The sequence below is a fragment of the Curvibacter sp. Hmag1.1 genome (assembly GCF_059769165.1).
The window spans coordinates 3,026,222-3,045,138 of sequence record NZ_JBMBGX010000002.1; the positions used below are offsets into that span (position 1 = coordinate 3,026,222).

Annotated in this window: 16 protein-coding genes and 1 tRNA gene; 5 read left to right on the forward strand and 12 right to left on the reverse strand. The window is 61.8% G+C overall.

Annotated features, from left to right (window positions below):
* The first annotated feature begins 19 nt into the window (after positions 1–19).
* Positions 20–109: transfer RNA gene (locus ACOAP0_RS15010), tRNA-Ser, on the forward strand.
* 126 nt (positions 110–235) lie between these two features.
* Positions 236–1,219, forward strand: a complete 984-nt coding sequence (locus ACOAP0_RS15015; RefSeq protein WP_498377053.1) for a tripartite tricarboxylate transporter substrate binding protein — start codon at positions 236–238, stop codon at positions 1,217–1,219.
* 21 nt (positions 1,220–1,240) lie between these two features.
* Here the strand turns inward: ACOAP0_RS15015 and ACOAP0_RS15020 are convergent, their stop codons facing one another.
* Both ACOAP0_RS15020 and ACOAP0_RS15025 read right to left on the reverse strand, forming a co-directional pair.
* Entirely contained in the window at positions 1,241–2,986 is a 1,746-nt protein-coding gene (locus tag ACOAP0_RS15020; protein WP_498377054.1) for an alpha/beta fold hydrolase, read from the reverse strand.
* A complete protein-coding gene (locus ACOAP0_RS15025) occupies positions 2,979–4,724 on the reverse strand; it encodes a GMC oxidoreductase (RefSeq protein WP_498377055.1) in 1,746 nt (581 codons plus the stop codon). The genes ACOAP0_RS15020 and ACOAP0_RS15025 overlap by 8 nt, the downstream gene beginning before the upstream one ends.
* Before the next feature lie 133 nt (positions 4,725–4,857).
* Here ACOAP0_RS15025 and ACOAP0_RS15030 point away from each other — a divergent pair, with 133 nt between their 5' ends.
* The 3 genes from ACOAP0_RS15030 to ACOAP0_RS15040 are packed head-to-tail and all read left to right on the forward strand — an operon-like array spanning position 4,858 to position 8,007.
* On the forward strand, positions 4,858–6,837 hold the full coding sequence (locus tag ACOAP0_RS15030; protein WP_498377056.1) for a putative bifunctional diguanylate cyclase/phosphodiesterase: 1,980 nt from the start codon (positions 4,858–4,860) through the stop codon (positions 6,835–6,837).
* Between the two features lie 29 nt (positions 6,838–6,866).
* Complete coding sequence (locus tag ACOAP0_RS15035) at positions 6,867–7,367, forward strand: SRPBCC family protein (RefSeq protein WP_498377057.1); 501 nt, start codon at positions 6,867–6,869, stop codon at positions 7,365–7,367.
* Positions 7,368–7,371: 4 nt separating this feature from the next.
* A complete protein-coding gene (locus tag ACOAP0_RS15040) occupies positions 7,372–8,007 on the forward strand; it encodes a secretin GspD/PilQ domain-containing protein (protein ID WP_498377058.1) in 636 nt (211 codons plus the stop codon).
* 35 nt (positions 8,008–8,042) lie between these two features.
* Here the strand turns inward: ACOAP0_RS15040 and ACOAP0_RS15045 are convergent, their stop codons facing one another.
* From ACOAP0_RS15045 to ACOAP0_RS15090, 10 genes are all read right to left on the reverse strand, one after another.
* A complete protein-coding gene (locus ACOAP0_RS15045; RefSeq protein WP_498377059.1) occupies positions 8,043–8,672 on the reverse strand; it encodes an FABP family protein in 630 nt (209 codons plus the stop codon).
* 83 nt (positions 8,673–8,755) lie between these two features.
* Positions 8,756–10,090, reverse strand: coding sequence for a tryptophan--tRNA ligase (locus ACOAP0_RS15050; protein WP_498377060.1), 1,335 nt, complete (start codon positions 10,088–10,090; stop codon positions 8,756–8,758).
* 40 nt (positions 10,091–10,130) lie between these two features.
* The gene (locus ACOAP0_RS15055; protein ID WP_498377061.1) at positions 10,131–10,799 is read right to left on the reverse strand and encodes a site-2 protease family protein; all 669 of its coding nucleotides are present in this window, start codon (positions 10,797–10,799) and stop codon (positions 10,131–10,133) included.
* A gap of 59 nt (positions 10,800–10,858) precedes the next feature.
* Positions 10,859–11,482, reverse strand: coding sequence for an L-threonylcarbamoyladenylate synthase (locus ACOAP0_RS15060; protein ID WP_498377062.1), 624 nt, complete (start codon positions 11,480–11,482; stop codon positions 10,859–10,861).
* Between the two features lie 42 nt (positions 11,483–11,524).
* Positions 11,525–12,379, reverse strand: a complete 855-nt coding sequence (locus tag ACOAP0_RS15065) for a 3',5'-nucleoside bisphosphate phosphatase (protein WP_498377063.1) — start codon at positions 12,377–12,379, stop codon at positions 11,525–11,527.
* Between the two features lie 45 nt (positions 12,380–12,424).
* Positions 12,425–13,099, reverse strand: a complete 675-nt coding sequence (locus ACOAP0_RS15070) for an RluA family pseudouridine synthase (RefSeq protein WP_498377064.1) — start codon at positions 13,097–13,099, stop codon at positions 12,425–12,427.
* The gene (locus ACOAP0_RS15075; RefSeq protein WP_498377065.1) at positions 13,086–15,293 is read right to left on the reverse strand and encodes an ATP-binding protein; all 2,208 of its coding nucleotides are present in this window, start codon (positions 15,291–15,293) and stop codon (positions 13,086–13,088) included. The genes ACOAP0_RS15070 and ACOAP0_RS15075 overlap by 14 nt, the downstream gene beginning before the upstream one ends.
* Entirely contained in the window at positions 15,293–16,912 is a 1,620-nt protein-coding gene (gene ushA / locus ACOAP0_RS15080; RefSeq protein WP_498391518.1) for a bifunctional UDP-sugar hydrolase/5'-nucleotidase UshA, read from the reverse strand. The genes ACOAP0_RS15075 and ushA overlap by 1 nt, the downstream gene beginning before the upstream one ends.
* A gap of 27 nt (positions 16,913–16,939) precedes the next feature.
* Complete coding sequence (locus ACOAP0_RS15085) at positions 16,940–18,217, reverse strand: c-type cytochrome (protein WP_498377067.1); 1,278 nt, start codon at positions 18,215–18,217, stop codon at positions 16,940–16,942.
* Complete coding sequence (locus tag ACOAP0_RS15090; RefSeq protein WP_498391454.1) at positions 18,214–18,837, reverse strand: c-type cytochrome; 624 nt, start codon at positions 18,835–18,837, stop codon at positions 18,214–18,216. Before ACOAP0_RS15090 ends, ACOAP0_RS15085 begins: the two co-directional genes overlap by 4 nt.
* Between the last annotated feature and the right edge of the window lie 80 nt (positions 18,838–18,917).

The window sequence follows — 18,917 nt, forward strand, 5'->3', positions numbered from 1 at the left end:
TTCGACCGATGCGAATTCAGGAGAAGTGGCAGAGTGGTCGAATGTACTTGACTCGAAATCAAGCGTAGGGGCGACCCTACCGTGGGTTCGAATCCCACCTTCTCCGCCAAATGATGAAGCCTGCAGCCCGAATGGGTTGCAGGCTTTTTTCATGGGTAGCAGGCATTGTCATTTCCCTGCAATCCTGGACGTGCACAGTTGCGGGTTTGCCCACACGCTTTACTTGATTCGAGCCATGAATAACACACCGATCTCTCGTCGTATCAGCCTGGTGACTATGCTTTGTACCGGACTCTTCCAAGTCCAAGCGTTCGCGCAAGGTGGCTTCCCCGACAAGCCGGTCAAAATTGTGGTGCCCTTTGCGCCCGGTGCGGGCACAGACGCCATGGGCCGCCTGATGGCCCAGAAGCTGGGGGAAGTGATGGGCGGAAGCTTTGTGGTGGAAAACCGCACCGGTGCTTCTGGCGCGATCGGTACCCAGTACGTGGCGCAGCAGCCTGCAGACGGCTACACCTTGCTGCTGGTGGCCTCTCCGTTCACGACGGTGGCCGCCTCCTTGCCCACAGCGGGCTATGACCCGATCAAGAGCTTTACGCCAGTCGGCATGATCGCCAGCGGCCCCCTGGTCTGGGCCACCACGCCGCAGACCGGCATCGCTTCCATGCAGGACCTGGTTGCCAAGGCCAAAGCCCAGCCCGGCGCGCTGAACTACGGTTCTGCCGGCGCGGGCGGCGTGAACCATCTGGTGCTGGAATTGCTTAAGGCACGCACCGGTACTTTCATCACCCACATTCCTTATCGAGGTGTCGCGCCTGCCACCATGGACATGATTTCGGGTCAGGTGCAATTGGTGACCGGCACCATTCCCGCCCTCTTGCCCATGATCAAAGACGGCCGCGTCAAACCGCTGGCGGTGACCAGTGCCAAACGCTCCAGCGCCATGCCCGAGGTGCCCAGCATGACGGAGGCCGGTTTCAAGGGCTTTGATGTGCAGAACTTCTTTGCCTTGGCTGAACCTGCAGGAACTCCGGCGGCGGTGATTGAGAAACTCAACACGGCCCTGAACAAGGTGGTCGCCCTGCCCGAGGTGCAAGCCCGCTTCAAAGTGGATGCGGTAGACGCCATGCCCGGCACCCCCGCTGCGCAGACCCGCTTCATCGAAGCGGATTACCAAGCCTGGCGCGACGTGGTGCGCACCCAGAACCTGAAGATCGAATAGGGCGCCCAGCCCGCTGTAATTTCAGTGGGCGTTCTGCTTCAAGAACTCCACAAAGCGCGGGAACACATCCTGCGCGGCGTTCTTGCCGATGATCACGTCCGCATGTCCGTAACCGGGGATGACGGCGAGCTGGTGCCGCCCCGGCGCCACTTGCTCCAGCCGTTCGTGGCACAGCACATTGGAGTCGAGGAAGAGGGCGTTCTCCTGGCCTGCCACCAAGAGCATGGGGGTGGTGATGTCGGCGGCGTCCTGCAGGTAGTTGTCGGGCAGGTGGCGATAGCGCACATCTTTGGGGTCAAACTTCACTGCGCTATTGTCGGCACCCACCATTTTGCGGATGTGGCGGTAGTAGTGCACCCCGCTGCCGCCAAACAGATCTCCGGTGCGGCGGTGGGTGATTTCGTGCAGGTTCTCATGACGGAAGAGTACCGGGTAGCCGTAGCCCCACATGAAGCTGGTCATGTGGCACTCGGGCACATCGCATTCGCGGTGCATGAATGACACCCCTTTTGCCAGGAGCTTGCCCGGCGAGATGCCGGCCTGCTGATTCCACTCGGGGTTGAGGTAGTCCACCCCCAATACCGACTCCGCCAGAAACGGGCCCACCGCCAGCTTGGCTTTGGCAAAGGTGCCCACCTTGGGCGTGAGCGCTACGCCATTCACGATGACGCTGCGCACACCCTGAATAGCCTTGCCAAACAGGCTCATGGCCACCGACAGCGCGCCCAGGCAGTGGCTGATGATGTGGATGCGCGCCTCCGGTCCCACGGCACGACGCACTACGTCGAGTGCGGCAGGGTTGTCGTAAAGCGCCACGTCGTCTACGGTGAAGCGGTGGCGTGTGTGGTTGTAGGGCTGGCGCTTGCTGATGCGCCCGTCCAGCGTCCATACATCGGTAAAGCCTTCGTCCAGCAGCACCTGAGTCAGGTTGCGGTGCTCGGGCATGATGAACATGTCGCTGGACGCTGTCAGCCCCGGCACCAGCAGCACTACGTCCTTGCAAGGCGCGCGCTGGAAGCGCAGCAGGCTGATGCCCAGACCATCGCCGGTGCTGGCGTAGTGGGTACTGACCTCTGCGTCTTTCACGCCTTCCAGGCTGTGCAGGGGGATGGTGCGTATGCGCGGTTCCCGGCCATGGCGGCGTGGCAGTCCGTGCGTCTCCCAGAGCTTGCCCATGAACAGCCTGCCGAAACGCTGGATAGCGTCCACCTTGCCGGAAAGGGTGGGAGCATCGGCGCGGAAGGTGGTGAGCTGGTGCAGAAAGTCGCGCACCGCTATGTGCAAAATGCCACTGGCCAGCAGCGTTGCAGCGCCTTCCGCCTGCGCATCCATATGGCCCGCATAGATGTTCAAATACAGCGTGGTGGTGTCGGACCACGCATCGAAGCCAAAGTCATTGCGTATGTCCTTGTGCCCGCTCAGGGTCAGTGGTTCACCGGCCGCGTTCTCAAAATGCAGGCGGTACAACATGGTTGTGCGGTCGGCGTCGCCGCTGTCGGCAAACAGGTTGAAGTCGCCTGCCAGTACCGGACGCTGCCCGCCGATGAAGCTGCCGTCCAGGTAGCCGATGGCTTTGGCTTGGTGGTCCGGGTCGGCAATGAAGGTGTCGAGGTCCTCCATGGCGATGGTCAGGTGGAACATCAGCGCCAGCCCTTGGGCCTTGCCCTCGTCGTAACCCTGTTGGCAGGTGTGCTGGCCGGGGCTGATGAAGCCCTTCATCTCTTCGGTAAACCGGAAACCGACCGGCGCGCTGTGCTGCTCAGGCATGGGGAACTCCAAGGGTGTCGTCGGGGATGTTGCCGGTGATGTCTTCTGCAATCCATTCCGCCAATGCGGCAATGGTGGCGCTGGGGTTGGCGCCCACGCCGGTGGGCAGGATGGAACCATCCGCTACATACAGGCCGCGGTAGCCGAAGGCTTGCCCGCGACTGCCGGTAACACTGCTGACGACGCCGTGCGCGGGGTCTTCGGCCAAGGCGCAGCCACCCAGCGGGTGCACGGTGACGTTGTTGCGCACCGGCCAGGCCCAGGTGGGCTGGGGGATGTAGCTCCTGGCTTTGGTGAATCGCTTGAATCGCTCGCCGCAGGCCACGATGGCGTCGTACAGCGGGCGGCTGGTGCTTTGCGGCCAGTCCAGTGCCAGTTTGCCGCCCCGCAGGCTCAGCACCCCATCGGCCGCGTCGCGCCCCATAAATAGCAGCACGCTGCTGCGGTACGACACGTCGCCCTTGAGCAGGGCATGGAAGTAGGCCACCACTGAACCGCCCCATTTTCCGGAACCCAGCGACTGCACCGCAAACCGCCACGCCAAGCGCAGGGTTCTGGCAATGCGGGTGAAGATGTAGCCCGGGCTCAACGCAGGGCGAATCCCCTCCACATACCAGGCGGCAAATGAGGGGTAGGCGGCGTCTTCCAGCAGGAAAGCGGGCTTGCCATCTACCGGTTGCTGCAGGCCGTAGTCGATGTACTGGGTGATGACGGGGCCGTAGTTGGGGTCGGCATCGCGCTCGCCCCCTGTCACAAAAGACAGGAAGTCACCATTGCCGGAAAAGCCCTGGCCGAGCTTGCGACTCAGGCGGGGCAGGGTACCTAGTTCGTCGCGGCAGCGCAGCAGCAGCTCGTTGCTGCCCAAGGTGCCGGCAGACACCACCACGCGGCGGGTCAGGGCGTGGCGTGCGTTGCCGGCATCGTCCCGGTAGTCCACACGGTAGCCGTGACGGCCGTCGGCCGCGGTGTCCTCAATCCCGGCTTCGTTGAGGGGGGTAATGCGGGTGGCTTCGGCGCTGGTTTCTATCAGCGCGCCATGCTGCTTTTCGGCAGCAAACAGGTAGTTCAGGTCCAGGGTGTTTTTGGCATGCACATTGCAGCCCACATCGCATTCGCCACAGTAGGTGCAAGACGTTTGGCTGGCACCAAAGCGGTTGCGCTCCTGCTCGCCGATGGGCAACGCGGGGCCTTGTTGGGCGGCATAGTCTTTGCCAAAGAACACACAGATGTCCGCAGGGCGGCTGGTGGCGCCGTCGGCCTTGGCAAAGTCGGCGTACAAGGTGGTGCGCTTGATGGTGCGTCTGGGGTCTCCTGCGGCAGGCGGCACAGGACGGGCGCCCAGCACGCTTTGGCTGATGCGGTAGAAAGGAGCGAGCGCAGTTGCATTCACTTGGGCTGGCCACCGGTTCTCGAACACCCAGGCCGGGGCCGGCATGAACACATTGGCGTAAATCAGCGAGCCGCCGCCCAGGCCTGCACTGACCACCGAGTCCATGTGGTGGTAGTTACGGATGTCAAACAGTCCGTTGAGCTTGCGGGGACGGCCGGGCTCGGCCTCAGACCAGAAGTTGTTGGCGAAGTCGTGCGGGCTGCGGGCGAAGCTTCCTTTGGGGTAGCGTTTGCCTCGCTCCAGCAGCATCACTTCCCCCGGCCATCGTGCAGCCAATCGGCAACACATCACCGCGCCGCCAAAGCCGCTACCGACAATAATCGCTTCCAGAAAGCGTTTTTGTGTCATGCATCTCCCCTGAAGTGCCGCGGTGATGGTGGACATGGAGCCGCGGGCGGGGTAAGTTAGCACAGCGCGACAGTTTTGAACACCGGATCGCGCCTCTGCAGAAACCACAAAAACACGTCGTTCAGGGATGAAGATGGACTCCAATGCCTACCCGCTGCCGCTAGGGCAGAGCCCGCCACCGCCGCCGCAGAGCCTGCGCGCGACACTGTGGCAGCTGCTGGGCGTGGGCGAGCAACAAATCATGCCGGCGGCGAGCCGGCGCAGCAACACACTGATTTTCACCATCATTGGCACGCTTACCTTGCTGGCTTTTGGCATCGGCAATGTGCAGCAGATGTCTGATCCGCGTTTGTTCACGCTGGGCGTAGTCCAGCTGCTGGAAGTGGGGCTGCTACTGGCCCCAGCCATTTTTCTGACCAGCCGGAATGCGCCCCCGGTGGTGTCGGAAAACATGCTGGTGTTCGCGGGCTTTGTGATCTTTGCCTCGAACGTGGTCTTCGGCGGACAGTCAGGTGACTCGCCTTACTGGACCTTTGTGTTTCCCTATCTGGTGTTCTTTTTGCGCGGGCAGAAGACCGGCTGGTTGGTGGGTGTGGCCTACGCGGTGCTGGTGCCTTTGTTGATGTACTACAGCTCCAATCACTGGAGTTATTGGAAGTACCTGGATGCGCATTGCTTCTACTACGGCATCGCCTATTTTTTCAACGTCGTCGCGGCGGCTTATTTCAATCTTTTGCGCAGCCGCTTTCAGTCGCACTTGTGGGATCTGGTAGGTTTTCACACCGGCGAAGTGAAACGCCACTGGGAGGCCCTGCAGCACAACGCGCTGCATGACGTGCCTTCCGGTCTCTTGAACAGCCAAGGGTTGACCGCTGAACTGGAAGAGAGCCTGAAACTGCAAGCCGGGAATGAGGGCTACCTGTTGGTGGCCCATGTGCGCTTTTTCCGGGTGCCGGAGCTGGTGAGCATCGTGGGCTCGGTGAAGGTAGACGAGTCGCTGCGCCAGTTGGCAAGCTTGCTGGAAAAGCACTTGGCAGGGCTTGTTGCTCTCGGGCGGGTGGGGCAGGACACCCTGGGCATCGTCTTGCAAAGCCGCACGGTAGGTGCCGATGCGGTTCGACCCTTGCAAGCAATTGCCCACTTGCGCGACGCCGCAGACCTGGGGGAGTTTGCGGTGCACGTCGAAATGGCCTTCGGAGTGGCAGCCCAGCGCCTGGATGCCGATGCCTCGGCCGATGAATTGATGCGCAACGCAGGCCAGGCCCTGCTGTTTGCGGTGGACAACCGTTTGGAATACCAGTTCTTTGACTCGGCTTTGCGCAGCCACTTTGTAGACCGCAATCACCTCTACGAAAAGTTGCGCGAAGCGGTGCTGCAAAACCGCCTGATGCTGCACTACCAACCGCAACTGGACCTGAAAACGGGCCGGGTGGTCGGCGCTGAAGCGCTGGCCCGTTGGAACGACCCGCAGGACGGCATGATTCCGCCGGACAAGTTCATCCCCATCATCGAGTCCACCGGACTGCTGCGTCGATTCTCTGTCTGGACGGTAGCCCGCGCGTTGGCAGACTGCACGGCATGGCAGACCCGCCTGCCCGGGGTGAGCGTATCCATCAACCTGTCGGCCGACGCGCTGCATGAACCCGAGGTCCTGCAAACTGTGCAGCGCCATTTGGCGAACAGCGGATTGGAGCCTCACCTGGTGATCATTGAGCTGACCGAGAGCGTGCTGCTCAAGTCCCCAGAGGACGCCCTGGCCCGCATGGCCAGCTTCATGGCCTTGGGCGTGCAACTCTCGATCGATGATTACGGCGCCGGCTTTTCTTCACTCACTTACCTCAAGCAATTGCCGGCGCAGGAAATGAAGATTGACAAGTCCTTCATCGACAACCTGGCTGTCGGCAGCAAAGAGCAGGCGATTGTGTTCTCGTCGATTGAGTTGGGGCACGACTTGGGTCTCAAAGTGTTGGCGGAAGGCATTGAGGACGAAATGACCGCCACCCTGCTGCGCGAGGCCGGGTGCGATCTGGGGCAGGGCTGGTTGTTCTCCAAGGCCTTGCCGCTCTCGCAGTTCCAGACTTGGTCCCTGGAGCGCAATGCCGCTATCGCCTGAGGCCTGCCAACTCTTCACTGGGCTATCGCATGACATCACCCGCTTCTGAACCTGCTATCCACTGGCCCGAGCATTTCCACCCCGCGAATGTGCCAGTGCATGTGGTCAATGAGATGTTCATTCCTGCCAGCGCAGAACACATCTGGGCCTGGCTGGTGCGCGAGCCTTTGTGGCCGACCTGGTACGCCAACTCCAAGGTCGACTGGATCCGTGACAAAAGCCGTGACCTCGCCTTGGGCGTGCAATTCCACTGGAAGACCTTTGGCGTCAGCATCACATCCCGGGTTCAGGAATTTGTGCCCTGTGAGCGTATCGCTTGGGACGGCACCGGCATGGGGGCGCATGTGTACCATGCATGGCTCATCATTCCCAAGGCAGGCGGCTGCCTGGTGCGTACCGAGGAAAGCCAACATGGCTGGGGCGCCCGCTTGATGCACCTTCTGCAGCCCCACCGGATGTACGATGGGCATGACTTGTGGCTCAAGAGCCTGTCCATTCAAAGCCAGACCGGACTTCCGCCGGAGTTGTGAGGCCATGACCATGTTGAAAAACCTGCCTTCTGCTGTCTTGTGTGTCCTGGTGGTATCTCTGCCTTTGCTGGGTGCCACTGCACAAGCGCAATTGCCCAAACGGGATTTGACGGTCGAGTTGCGCCAGGTCGAGGAGGGGCGGGAAGACGGCGCCATGCGTTTGGGCACCAAGCCCGATGCGCCTTTGATGGCACCCCAGAAGATCCAGGTCCGTAATGGCGAAAAGGGCAGCCTGCGCATGAACCAGTCCGTACCCATGCAGTGGGTGCAATCCGCCAACAGCCAAAGCAATAGCATCAGCGCGGGCGGCACCTCGGTCAGCAGCAGCGGAGGCGGTGTCACGCAATCCGTGCAATGGTTTGACGTGGGCCAAAGCATCACCGTGACGCCGCGCTGGCCTGGCGGCAACAAGGATGCGACGGTGGAGATTGATGTCCAGCAAGCCGATATGGCCGTGCGCAACAACGCCGACATGCCGCGCCAGACCCGCAACCAGCTCAGCACCACGGTAAGCACGCCTTTGGGCCAGTGGGTCACGATTGCGGCTACCGGTAATGCGCAGGCCCGTCAGGGAAACTTCAGTAGCGAGGGCAGCGCCGAGGCGCGGCGCCTGTTGCAGGTGCGGGTGCTTGCACCCTGAGTGCGCTCAGACAGGGCCCGGATGCCCGTGCCCGCTTAGCGTGCGAGCGGGTTGGGCGTGGCCTCCGCAACCTTGTGCAAGGTGTTGCGGTCGGTGTGGTGAAAGGGCTCGTCGCGCCCCAGAATCTGCAGCACGGTGTCTTCGTCATAGCTCCACGTGCCATCGGCGTGGAGGGTCACCTTGATGCGGAATTCAGTGGTTTTGAAGGCGTGCTGCAAAAACGGTGCGGAGCAAATGCCATAGGTGTCCAGCCCGTGGGTGGCCACCAGCTCGAACTCGGTGGCATCGGCGCTGGCCTGTCCTGCCGCCATGGCCACCTGCCCGCGCGGGATGGTCAGCGTATGGATGACCGTGCCAGTGGCAGGCTCCCACAGCCAATAGCCCACCTGGTCATGGTAGGTCTTGACCTGGTCCGGCTTGGTGACATGGGTGTGGTAGCGCAGGCCGTAGAGCAGCTGCGGGCCGTTGGTTTGCGGGTCGATAGGCTGCAGCTCGATGCGCTCGTGAAACGCCTGCTTCTTGGGGCCTTCGGCTTTGGGCTTCACGTCCAGGCCCCGCATGCCTTCCCAGACGCCTGCCATGCCTCGCAGCGGGCCTAGGTTGGCCAATGTGTTCACATCAACCGGATGCGGTTCGGTGTAAATGTCTTTGGGAAAGTCACTCATGGTCTTGCTCCGTCCGGTTGGGGGTTAAATCGACTGCTAGCGCTCGTCGCTATTGCGCGAGTAGCTATCAAATAAATAGCAAGTTAGCCCTGTGCCTTGGCTGCCTTCTCTTTGGCGGCTTCAGCGGCAGCGGCTGCCAGTGCATCCAAGGCAGCGCTTGCGGCTGCCACGCCTGCAGCATCCACGCGCTCCAACGAGGATTGCAGTCCGGGGAGCCCGGCAGAGCCTTCACGCTGCAACTGCGCAATGGTCTGCCCGGCGTCTTTGCCGGATGCGAAGGCCTTGCTTTGCAGCAACACCGTCCCATCGGCCGCGGCGAGCTTGAAGTAAAACTGGCCGTCTTTCTCTCGGTACTGCTTGAAGGATGCCAGCGCCACTTTGTCTGCTTTGGCCGTACCGGTCTGTGCCGTGGCTTGCAGGCGGCGCAGGCCCACGGCGCTGCGTAGCTGGGTCATGAAAGGCGTGGCGATGGCGCGTGCCTTGGCCGCACCGGCCAGCAACAGAGCCTCCACCTTTTCAGGGTGCGCCATGTAATCTTCGTACGCCGAGCGCATGGGGGCGATCTCTTGGTCAATGCGCTCAAAGAGGATGGTTTTGGCGTCGCCCCAGGCAATACCGTCGGCATAGGCTTGGCGCAGCTTGGCGGTTTCTTCTTCAGAAGCAAAGGCCTGGTAGATCTGGAACAGGGCCGAGCCCTCGGTGTCCTTGGGCTCGCCGGGTGAGCGCGAATCGGTCTTGATGCCGGCAATCAGTTTCTTGAGTTGTTCGCGGCTGCTGAACAGCGGAATGGTGTTGTCGTAGCTCTTGCTCATCTTGCGGCCGTCCAGGCCGGGCAGGGTGGCAACCGACTCTTCAATCTCGGCCTGGGGCGGCACGAAGTGCTCGCCATAGCGGTGGTTGAAGCTGGCTGCCATGTCGCGCGCCATTTCGATGTGCTGAATCTGGTCGCGCCCCACGGGCACCTTGTGCGCGTTGAACATCAAAATGTCCGCACCCATGAGCACCGGGTACATGAAGAGCCCGGCAGTCACGTCGGCATCCGGGTCCACACCGGCGGCGGTGTTTTTGTCCACCGAGGCCTTGTAGGCGTGGGCGCGGTTGAGCATCCCCTTGCCGGTCACGCAGGTCAGGAACCAGCAGAGTTCCGGAATCTCAGGCACATCCGACTGGCGGTAAAAGGTCACATGCGATGGGTCCAGACCCGCAGCCAGCCAGCTCGCAGCAATCTCCAGCGTGGAGCGCTGGATGCGCTCAGGCTCGTCGATCTTGATGAGCGCGTGGTAGTCGGCCAGAAAGTAAAAACTCTCCACGCCCGGCGCCTTGCTGTGGCGCACGGCGGGGCGGATGGAGCCCACGTAGTTGCCCAGATGCGGGGTGCCGGAAGTCGTGATGCCGGTGAGGAAGCGAACAGTACTCATGGGTGCAAATCTATCAGTCGAATCTGGGGGGGGTGACGCTTCAGCGCGCCAGCATGGAAAAAGGGGTGAGCAGCAAGTCCAGCAAGCCGAAGGTCAGTGACATCACGGGCTGCATCCACACTGCGCTGAGCACACCGGCAATCACCAGCGCCATCACAATGAAGAAGCCCCAGGGCTCAATGCGCGAGAACGTCAGTGCCTGCTTGAGCGGCAGCAGTCCGACCATGATGCGTCCGCCATCCAGCGGAGGCAAGGGGAAGAGGTTGAACGCGAACATCACCACGTTGACCAGCACACCGCCTTCGCACATTTTCAGGAAGAAGGGTTCGGTCACGCCGGCGCCGCTCAGCAGGTACATGCCTATGCCCCATGCCAGCGCCATGGCCAAGTTGGCACCCGGGCCTGCCAGGGCCACCCAGATCATGTCGCGCTTGGGGTTGCGCAAATTTCCAAACCGCACGGGTACCGGTTTGGCATAGCCGAACAAAATGGCGCCGGAGGTTGCAAAATACAGCAGCAGCGGCATCAGGATGGTGCCTACCGGGTCGATGTGTTTGGCGGGGTTAAGGGTGATGCGCCCCAGCATGGCGGCGGTCTTGTCGCCGAAGTAAAGGGCCGCATAGCCGTGAGCCGCTTCGTGCACGGTGATAGCGAATAGCACCGGCAAGGCATAGATGGCGACAGTTTGGATCAGGTTGGCAATGTCCACAGGGGAGGTTTTCTCAGTTGGTCAGGGGAGGGCGGTGAAATCAGGATACCCCGCCGGCTTCAGAGCCCGAGCAATGCGGGGTCTCCGCCACCTTGGCGGATCAGTTCCGGCTCTTCGCCGGTCAGGTCAATGACGGTGGTGGGCTCCAGTGCACAGGCACCTGCATCGATGACGGCCGCGATCTGGTGCTCGTAGCGTTCGCGTATGTCCTGTGCGTCGTTGAGTGGCTCGGACTCACCTTTTGCTATCAAAGTAGTAGCTAGCAGCGCAGATCCGTAGTGCGCCAGAAGCTCCTGGAGCACTTGGTGCTCAGGCACCCTCAGACCTATGGTCTTGCGGGAGGGGTGACTGACCCGGCGCGGCACTTCCTTGCTAGCTTCCAGGATGAAGGTGTAGGCGCCCGGTGTAGCGGCCTTAAGCAGGCGGTATTGCCTGTTGTCGACTCGCGCGTAGTTGGCCAGCTCACTCAGGTCGCGGCACAGCAGGGTCAGGTGGTGCTTGTCGTCCACCCCGCGGATGCTGCGCAACTTGTCGGCCGCCGCCTTGTCGTCCAGGTGGCAGACCAGTGCGTAGCTGGAGTCGGTGGGTACCGCCAGAATGCCGCCTTTTTCCAGCAGGGCGATGGCCTGCTTGAGCAAGCGGGGCTGGGGGTTGTCGGGGTGAACGTCGAAATACTGCGCCATGGCGGGGTGGCGGCTGAGCGCCGGTCCTCAAAGGTTATCGGGTTACTGGATGCGTGCGCTCAGCAATTCCCACACGGGGGTCAGGCCACCCGGCAAATAGGGCAGGGTGCCCAGTTCGGTGTGGCTCTCCAGCGGGCTGTGAAAATCGCTGCCGCGCGAAGCTGCCAAGCCGAATTCCTTGGCGGTGCCCGCGTAGGTCACGTACTCGGCTGCGGAATGGCTACCGGTCACGACTTCCACGCCCTGGCCGCCGTGACCCTTGAATTCGGTGAACAAGGCGAACTCTTCATTCGGGCTGAACTTGTAGCGCGCGGGGTGCGCGATGATGGCCATGCCGCCGGCCTGGGTGATCCATTGCACGGCGTCCTTCAGGGTCGCCCAGCGGTGGGGCACATAGCCCGGTTTGCCTTCAGTCAGGTACTTGCGGAAGACTTCATTGGTGTCTTTGCAGGCTCCGGTCTCGACCAGAAAACGTGCGAAGTGGGTGCGCGAAATCAGTTCAGGGTTGCCGACAAACTTCAGGGCGCCCTCAAAGGCGTCTTTGATGCCGACTTTGGCCAGCCCGTCGGACATTTCCATGGCCCGTTCTTTACGCCCGCCCCGCGTGCGCCGCAGGCCCTGGCGCAAATCGTCGTTCTCAGCATCAAAGCCCAAGCCGACGATGTGCACGGTCTGATGCAAAAACGTGACCGAAATCTCCACCCCAGTGAGGTAGCGCATGCCTTGGGCGTGCGCGGCGTCACGGGCGCGTTGCAGCCCACCGATCTCGTCGTGGTCGGTCAGGGCCCAGAGTTCCACGCCGTTGGACTTGGCGCGTTCGGCCAGGGCTTCCGGGGTGAGCGTGCCATCGGACACCACAGAGTGGCAATGGAGGTCAGCGTTGAGTATGTTGGTCACCGCTTCATTTTAGGCGCTGCCCCCGCCTTCACTGCCGCAGGGGGCTTAAAACGGCACGGGCGCGGTGAATTCGACCACCTGAGCGCTGACCGGGTGGGGGATGGACAGGCTGCGGGCATGCAGTTGCAACCGGTCTGACAGGGCCAGGGCCTCCGGAGTGGCGTATAGCGTGTCGCCCAGCATGGGGTGGCCCAGCGCCTGCATGTGCACCCTCAGCTGGTGGGTGCGGCCGGTGACCGGCTCCAGCTCCACGCGGGAGCAGCCAATCACCTCATCCACAGAGATGCAGCGCCAGCGGGTCAGGGCTTGCTGGCCTTCGGCATGATTGACCGTGCGTTTTGGGCGGTTGGGCCAGTCCACCAGCAAGGGCAGGTCAATCTCCTCCCAATCGTCACTCACTGGCAGCAGGCCGATCACTACGGCCTCATAGCGCTTGTCCACCAACCGCTTCTCGAAACTTAGGTTGATGGCCCTTTGGGCATTGACACCACGTGCCATGACCACCAGACCCGAGGTGTCCCGGTCCAGCCGGTGCACGATCAGGGCTTCCGGATAAACGTCTTGCGCGCGTTTGCTCAGGCAGTCCTGCTTGGATTCACCGCGGCCGGGTACGGTCAGCAGGCCGGCAGGCTTGTTGAGCACCAGCATCGCATCGTCCATGTACACCACAGGCAGCTCGGTCTGGGCAGGCGGGTTGTAATGGTCGTCAGGGCTGTGCATCGGGGTGGCTGATCAATCGCTGCACGGTTTCACACAGCTCGTTCACGTCATTGGGTTTGTAAATGAGGGCGCTGGCGCCTTCCTGGAGGGCACGTTGCTCAATTTCCGGAGTGACATAGCCGGAGGCTACAGCCACTGGCAAGTCCGCACGGATGGCTTTGGCATCCCGCAGCAAGTCCAGGCCGCTGTAGCCTGGCATGTTGTAGTCGGTGACCAGCAGGTCATAAATCTCGGGTTGGCTGCGCAGGGCGGCTTCGGCCTCCAGAGGGTCGGTAAACACCGTGACCTTGAAACCCTTGCGGGTGAGCACACGGTTCACCAGAAAAACCAGAGCCTGGTCATCGTCCACATACATGACGTGCCGGCCGCGGCCCTCAACTTCGGTTACCGGCTCAGGCTCCAGTGCCTCTACAGGTGCGGCACCTGTGGCGGGGAAATACAGCGTGAATACGCTGCCTTCGTTGGGGGCGCTCTGCACATCGATACCCCCCTGGTGGGTTTGCATGATGCCGTGCACCACGGCCAAGCCCAGCCCGGTGCCCTGGCCCACCTGGCGGGTGGTGAAAAAGGGCTCGAAGATGCGCTCAATAGTCTGCTGGCTCATGCCGCTGCCGGTATCGCGCACGCGCAAAGTCACATAGCGGCCCGGAGGCACGCCGATGCGGTCATTGAACGGCAGTGAGAGGGTCGTAGTACCCAGCTCAATGGTCACGGAGCCTTTGTTGTGGCCCAGTGCAAGGATGGCGTTGGTGCACAGGTTCAGAAGGGCCTGCTCGACCTGGGTCGCATCGGCCAGCACCAAGGGGCAGCCTTCGGCCACCACCAATTTGAAATCCACGCCCGGCGGAATGGCCACGCGCACCAGGCGCTGGGTCTCGTGAATGACTTCGGCCAGCTGAATAGGTACTCGCTTGGGCGGCTCATTGCGGCTGAAGGTCAAAATCTGACGCACCAGATCGCGGGCGCGCCGGCCGGCTTTCTCGATTTCTACCAGGCTCACCAGGGCAGAAGATCCTGTGGGCGTGTCCTGCTTGGCCAAATCCACATTGCCCAGAATAGCGCTCAGGATGTTGTTGAAGTCATGCGCAATGCCGCCGGCCATGGTGCCCATGGCCTGCATTTTTTGTGATTCACGCAGTTGGGTTTCCAGCGCAATGCGCTGGGCCTCCGCCAGCTTTTTGGAGGTGAGGTCGCGCGCAAAAATCGTGGTGATGGAGCCCTGCATGCCCGGCTGTCCGCGCATGGCAATGGCGTTGGGGTCGTCTGAGCGAAAGGGCGTGCGAGTGCGAAGGCGGCGCTCCAGCGACACACTGATTTCCACATAGATTTGCTTGCCACCCAAGGTGGTCGCGGTGAACTCGCCCAACATGGCCTGAGCGGGCACATTGCCCTCACTCAGGGCTTTTTCCACATCCGGCAGAAACTGCCCCAAGCGGGCGCCGAAAGCCTGCTCCGCCGGGCATTCAAACAAGGCGGTAGCGGCCGGGTTGAAGACGGTAATGAGTTGCTTGTCGTCGATACACAAAATGGCATCCAGCGACGAATTGATGATGGCCGCCATGCGGTTTTCGCTCAGCAGCAGGTCCTCGTTGCGCTGGCGCAGAACGGCCGCACTTTCCAGGAGGGCGTGGCGCTGGGTGAGTAGCGGCCCTTGGTCAATCACAGCGCAAATAAAGTGCGCCAGATCGTCGCTGGGGTTCTCGATGCGGGCAATGTGCAGGTCGCCGGTGAACGTGCCTTGTGTGCCCGACAGGAACTGCACCTCATTGACTTCGCTGGTGCCTTCCTGGCGCGCGCTGGAGAAGGCCACTGCCACTTCATCCGTGTGTTCGGGACCCACAAAAGGCAGTAGGAAATTCAGCGGGGGGTCATTTTCCAGCGGCTGGAACAAGCGCAGTGCCATGGCATTGCTCGCCAGCACCAGGCCACCCTCGTCTACCACCATCAGGGCCAGCGGCACATTGGAGAACAGGGTGGCAAATCGTTCCGAGGCGCCTTCGGCTTCCTGTTGCGAATAGCGAAGCGCCTTGTTCTGGATTTCAAGTTCGGCCTGGTATTTGCGCAGGTCCTCAATCATCTGAGACGGCGCATAGCCGTCGATGATCATGTGTTGGCCTGCACGACCTTCCGCCCAGGGCGCGGGCACCGTCCGCAGGTTGAATTGCGGCCTGCGGTTACGGGGGAACGAAGGCATCAGCGGCGAACCACTTGGTCACCCGGCTGGAAATCAGCAGCTTTCAGCGGACTGTGTGCAGCAATAAAGCCGCGAAGCACGTCCGCATCCACAAAGCCGGTGTCCACGTAGCTGGGGTGCCCCACCACTTTGGGGTAACCGTCTCCGCCCGAGGCCACAAAATTATTGATGGCCATGCGGTACTTGCCAGCGGGGTCAATGGCTTTACCCGCTACGGTGGCTTGCATCACCGCACCTTTGTCGATGACAAGGCGTATTCCTGCAAACTGCGGGAAGGCACCGGAGCCCGGGGTCATTTTCGCAATGACACCCAAGTAATCCATGACTTCCTTGCCCGTGAAATCCACCACGGCAATGGTGTTGCCGAAAGGGTGTACGGTGACTACGTCTTTGTACGTGATCTTGCCTGCCGGGAGCGAATCGCGCACGCCACCCGCGTTGACCACGGCAAAGTCCGCCTTGGTTTTCTCCATCATGGAGCGGCCGATCATCACGCCCAAAGCGGCGGGCTGGCTGCGAACCACACTGCGATCGCCTTCGAGCTTGCCATCGCTGCTACCCACTTCCATCATCAGCTTTTGTTGCCCGAATTCCTGGAATGGCTTGAGCATTTGCAGCATCTCTGGGGACTCTGCGATTTCCGGGGTGTAGGTCACAAGGCTGTTTTTGCCGTCCGCCGTTTTGACCGGTTTTTTGAGGTTGATGGGGATCAGCGCGTATTTCACCAGCTTGAACTCACCGTTCTTGTACGTGAAGTCGGCCCGGCCCACGTACTTGCCCCATTCGTGCGCTTGCACGACCCAAGTGCCGTTCTGGCGATCAGGCTTGCAGTCGCTGCCGGGCACGTACGCGCGGTCAAGTACGTTTTCAGCCTTCATGCAGGCGGGGTTCTGGGTGTGGCCACCTACGATCATGTCAATGCCTTTGACCGCGCGTGCCAGTTCCACATCGCCGGGTGCCTGGGTGCCATGGGTGCCGTTCTCGTAGTGCCCCATGTGCGTAGCAGCAATCACGACGTCGGCTTTGCCGCGCAACTCCGGAACCACCTTCGCAGCTTCAGTCTGCGCATTGCGGAATTCGATGTTGCGAATGTTGTCGGGGTGCACCATCTTTTGGGTGTCTTCGGTGGTCAATCCCATCACCGCCACGCGCACTCCACCCAGGTTGAACAGCTTGTAGGGCTCAAACATGCGCTTGCCATCACGGTAGATGTTGGCTGACAGCATCGGGAAGGTCGCCAGGTCGCGCTGCATCTGCAGCACCACGGGGGGCTTGTCGAACTCGTGGTTTCCCACCGCCATCGCGTCATAACCCAGCAGGTTCATCCCGCGGAAGTCCGGAACGGCGTCTTGCAGGTCAGACTCGGGCACGCCGGTGTTCACGTCGCCACCATCGAGCAGCAGGCTGTAGCCGCCTGCGGCCGCCACTTCCTTGCGGATTTGATCCACCACGGTTTTGCGCGCGGCCATGCCGTATTCGCCATCCCGGTTTTTCCAGAAACGGCCATGGTGGTCGTTGGTGTGGAGGATGGTGATGGCGTACTCCTTGTCCGGCTGAGGGCTCGTTGAAGGGAGGCCTGCACAGCCCGCCAACACGAGCGCGGAACAAAGGGAAATCAGTCGGAAAGGGGGGGGGGCATGGTGGGCCTATCGGTCAGGGGCATTGCGAATCTTGTTTATATCAAACTCAGTCACGGGTAACGCGTGATTGCCCCAGCTATTGCGAATGAAACTGAGCACGCTGGCCATCTCCACATCATTGAGTACAAACTGGTACGGCGGCATGCCGAAGGGTTGCGGTTTGCCGGTGGTGGATGGCCCATAGGCCCCTTTGAGCAAGATCAGGACCAGGTTGTTGGTGCTGTCCATCAGCACAGCGCGGTTGTCTGCCAGGGCAGGGTAGGCGTTGTCCACCCCTTCACCGCTTTTGCCGTGGCATTGGGCGCAGTGTTTTTCGTACAGCTTTGCGCCCAAGGCGTTCTCGCGACCTGAGGCAGCCGCTGGCTTAGGGGCGGCCGCTCCCTTGTTCAGTGTTTGCAGGTAAAGCGCCATGGACAGGGCATCCCCGGGTTCCAGGTACTGGGTGCTGTTGCGCACGACTTCGGCCATCGGGCCCGCCACGTAGGCTTGCTGGTGCTGCCCTCGCGTCAGCAGGGTGACGATGTCAGCAGCTTCCCAGTTACTGAGTCCTGCTTCCGATGGGTCATTCAAGGCGGGCGCGTACCAGCGGCCATCGGGCAAAGTGGCACCATTCCAAGCGGCGGATGTGCGCAGACCGCCCAGCCGGTTCCGCGGGGTGTGGCATTCGGCACAGTGCCCCAGGCCTTGCACCAGTTCAGAGCCTCGGCGTGCCGAAGGGGGCGCATCTACCTGGGCGATGGTTGATGTTTCCGCTTCGCTGAAATGCAGGATGCGCCATGCAGTGAGTGCGGTTTGGGTGCCGAGTGGCCAAGGTAACTCGTGCGACTTGTTCTTCGTGTCAGATGCCGGCAGGGTGCGCAGGTACGCAAACAAGGCGTCGCTGTCGGCGCGGCTCACCCGGGTGAAGCTGGTGTACGGAAAGGCGGGGTTCAGCACGCGCCCGTCAGGTCCCACGCCCTGGTGCATGGCACGCCAGAAGTCGCCCTCGCTCCATTGGCCAATGCCGGCGGTGGGGTGGGGAGTGAGGTTGCCGGGATTCACGCGCCCGAATGGCGTTTGCAATCCAACTCCGCCTGCATAGGCTGCACCACCGCGCGCGGTGTGGCATTGGGCACAATTTCCTAGGCGTGCCAGATAGGCGCCGCGCTGCACCAGTGTCGCGTCCTGATTGGCGGGAAAGGTCTTTGGGGGGGGCGTTGACATGCGCACCGCCGGTGCCACCCATTCCGCTACCACGACGAACAACAAAGCCGCAGCGCAGAGTCCGGCAAAAATCTTTTTCATGGCGCGCTTCCGCATTCAGGCAGGGGGCTCAGTTGCGCGGGTCGCGCTGGTCGCACCGATACCGCCGTGCTATTGGCAGGTACGGGTTGGGACGACAACCACTGGGAGATGGCATTCACGTCTGCATCGCTCAGGCGCTTGGCGATGGTTGCCATGCAGTCAGGCGCGTGGGCTCTGCGCTGGCCGGTTTGCCATCCGCCCAGTTGGGCGTTCAGGTAGTCACGTGGCAAACCGAGCAAGCCGGGAACACCGGGTTGTAGTCCAGTTAGGGCCTGGCCGTGGCAGGCGATACAGGCGGGTAAGCGCCGGCTTTCATCGCCCTGCAGCACCAGCGCCTTGCCGCGCGCCAGGACATCAGGGGCTACCGTGGCAGTTGCTGGCGCAGGGTAGGGCACATGCAGGCTGGCAAAGTAGTCCGCCATGGCCCGCAGGTAATCGTCGCTCAGGGGGGCAATCAGGTGCTGCATGGGGCTGTACTGGCGGCGCCCTTCCTGAAAGTTTTGCAGCTGGTTGTACAAGTAGCCGGCAGGTTTCCCTGCAATTCGGGGGTAGTAGCCATCGGGCCCGGCCTTGCCTTGCTCGCCATGGCAGGCTGTGCAGGCGCGTGTCCGTTCTGCCATGCCGCCGGGCTGTGCATGCCCAGCTAGAGGCCACGCGAGTAGTACGCAACAGAAACAAAAAAGCGCAGTGATGGCACTGC